Genomic DNA, 2414 nt, shown 5'->3' with positions numbered 1-2414 from the left:
CTCTGGCTCCAGCAAACGGACTGGGTTGCTGTATTGTACTAAGAACTTTTACTTCAATGACACCATTTCGAAGATCAAAATCTTTCAACTTAACAAAAGTTGGTTCATCAACTGTTGATGCCAGGTTTTTCTCGTCAAACGGAAGGGCCTGCAAATCCCGCTCAACCTTCAACACCTGCTCACCGCGAAAATCTACTATGGCCGCGTTCACATTACGAAGCTCCAATTTCTTACCCTCCCAAAGTAGGTCCTGCGCATAGCTATAACCCCCAAACAGGGTAAGCACCGCCGAAAAGATGATCGTTTTCATAGATAATTTGATAATGCACAAAGGTCAGTGATTATTATTTATTCGCACTTAAACTATGTTAAGATTACTAAACAAAAACTTACATTAGGGGATATCAGGCAAGCCATTGCTGCTGGAATATGGCGGGAATTATGAGATTTCTTTAAGAGAACGCCTAATGCATTCCGCTTTAGTACAAAGGCGGGAATCATCGAGTTGCGTTATTTGATTAAGAGCTCGTTGGTGAGAGGTATTTATTGATTTTGTCGATGAGTAATTTTGAATCAAATGGCTTAAGTATTATATCCGTTGCCCCAAAATCTTCTACGGCATTCTCAATAGCTTCGTCTGATGAAATTATTAGAATTGCGATTTCACCAGTTCTGATATAGGACCTCATCGTCTTACAAATCTCCAAACCATTGTATTGGCCTAAGTTGATATCTAACAAGATCAAATCAGGCTTGAATTCCTGGATGAGCTCAAAGATATTTATGGGAGAAGTAGTGCAAAAAACATCGTATCCTTCGTCGACTAATATAAGCTTTAATAATTCGAGGACATCTGGATCGTCATCAATACAAAGAATTCGTTTGTGCATAATCTAGAGTTGAAGTAATTCAACCGTAGAAATGGCAAAATGTTTTATTAAAGTGAAAAATTTTATTTGCAGGATCTAACGCCGTCCGCCCTGGGCGGATTTGATCCTGTGCTCTAACATTCTTTAAATTTTACTTAAAACAGAAAAACCACCCAAAGGTGGCTTATCAGTAGCGGGGAGCAGGAAGGAACTGCCGACCTCAGGGTTATGAATGTGCTCATAAACACCTGGGCTACCTCCTCGCTGCTTATTTAAGCCTTTTGTGCAGGTTTATAAATAATATTAATTGTAGAAGTTGACGCATTTAGATTGAGTCGAAAATCAAATAATCCCCTCCTCAGCTAAGCTAAGGTAGCCATCTTTTGACAGAATTATATGATCAAGTACTGCTATATCCAATATCTCCCCTCCAGTCTTTAACTTTCTTGTTAGATTGATATCAGCTTGACTAGGTTTCAAATTTCCGCTCGGGTGGTTATGGCAAAGTATAATCTGTGATGCCGCACTTTTTATAGCTGCGGCAAATATCACTTTTGGGTCTGCCAAAGTCCCGGACATGCTTCCTTTGGAAATTTCTACTATCCCCAGAACCCTATTAGCTCGGTTCAGTAGCATTATCTTAAATTCTTCGATAAACTCGATGATTTCAAAATTCCAATTCTCTAGAAGCAGCCTATGCACGTCCTCGGATTGGTTGATTTGTGGCCTTTCTGACGCCTTAACCTTTGATTTGTACGTTAGCTGGATCTCAGCAACATTCATGTTTTTAGTTTCCATATTTTTTATTTGATTAATATGGAACTCAGTCATGCTTTAAGCTCAATTAAGCAAAGAAGCAACGGAATAAATGGATATGTGGGTTGTATAGTGGGTTTATGCCGGAATTTCTTTTTGCGTATTGAGGTTACAAGGATATTTTTGGGGAGATATCTAATAGAATAAATGGTTAAGGTCAGGTAGTCGTAGACAAGAATTGAAAAAGGTGTCTTTATAACCCCTTATTTAGTTTTGTCTAAGTTATCAACCTATATCGTGAGGTACTCAATTTGATTACGTTAGCTACAAGATAATTACGGCCGATAATCTGTAGACCTATCTTCCGTAGATCTTAAAAACCTTCGTTCTGTCATTACCAGAAACGTTGAGCAACACATCGAATCTCGCGTACAATCTTCATTAGGGATAGGCATTTCCTCTAATATGTCCTCTGATTTATAAACTTTACCTTCAAGATGCTTGCATTTTGAACAAGTATCCGGTCGACCTAATATCTCCACATAAAAGCCTGTAGAGCCAGAATTCTTTAATCCTCTTATATTTCTTAAAAGTAGGTAACGAAATGACAATTTATGATAGTCAAAATATCCCTTATAAGAATGTTTCTTACCGCATCTTGCCAACAAATCATAACAACTAAATAATCCGGAGTAATTATTAGGATTGCTTTGAATGACAGGCTCCAACACCATCTGAAAAACATCGAATTCCGAGCAATCTGGTATTTCATCGACAATCCTTCTCAGG

Annotated in this window: 3 protein-coding genes and 1 pseudogene; all 4 read right to left on the bottom strand. The window is 38.2% G+C overall.

Translation table 11 applies throughout. From position 1 onward, the window contains the following. Window positions 1-310: pseudogene (locus WBJ10_RS12540) on the bottom strand (hypothetical protein); the annotation flags it as partial. A gap of 208 nt (window positions 311-518) precedes the next feature. After that, window positions 519-890, bottom strand: coding sequence for a response regulator (locus WBJ10_RS12535; protein WP_424290796.1), 372 nt, complete (start codon window positions 888-890; stop codon window positions 519-521). 321 nt (window positions 891-1211) lie between these two features. Beyond that, window positions 1212-1667: a JAB domain-containing protein gene (locus WBJ10_RS12530; protein ID WP_424290794.1), complete on the bottom strand. Its 456-nt coding sequence runs from the start codon at window positions 1665-1667 to the stop codon at window positions 1212-1214. Between the two features lie 293 nt (window positions 1668-1960). Next, window positions 1961-2414 (bottom strand): hypothetical protein (locus tag WBJ10_RS12525; RefSeq protein ID WP_424290792.1); only part of this gene is annotated, 454 nt, incomplete at its 5' end.

The organism is Daejeonella sp., from assembly GCF_049655485.1.
Lineage (GTDB): Bacteria > Bacteroidota > Bacteroidia > Sphingobacteriales > Sphingobacteriaceae > Daejeonella.
This window is presented reverse-complemented; position numbering and strand designations above follow the sequence as displayed.

Excerpts from the sequence above, each read along its gene's own strand:
- WBJ10_RS12535 (WP_424290796.1), bottom strand. The coding sequence starts at position 890 with ATGCACAAACGAATTCTTTGTATTGATGACGATCCAGATGTCCTCGAA.
- WBJ10_RS12530 (WP_424290794.1), bottom strand. The coding sequence starts at position 1,667 with ATGGAAACTAAAAACATGAATGTTGCTGAGATCCAGCTAACGTACAAA.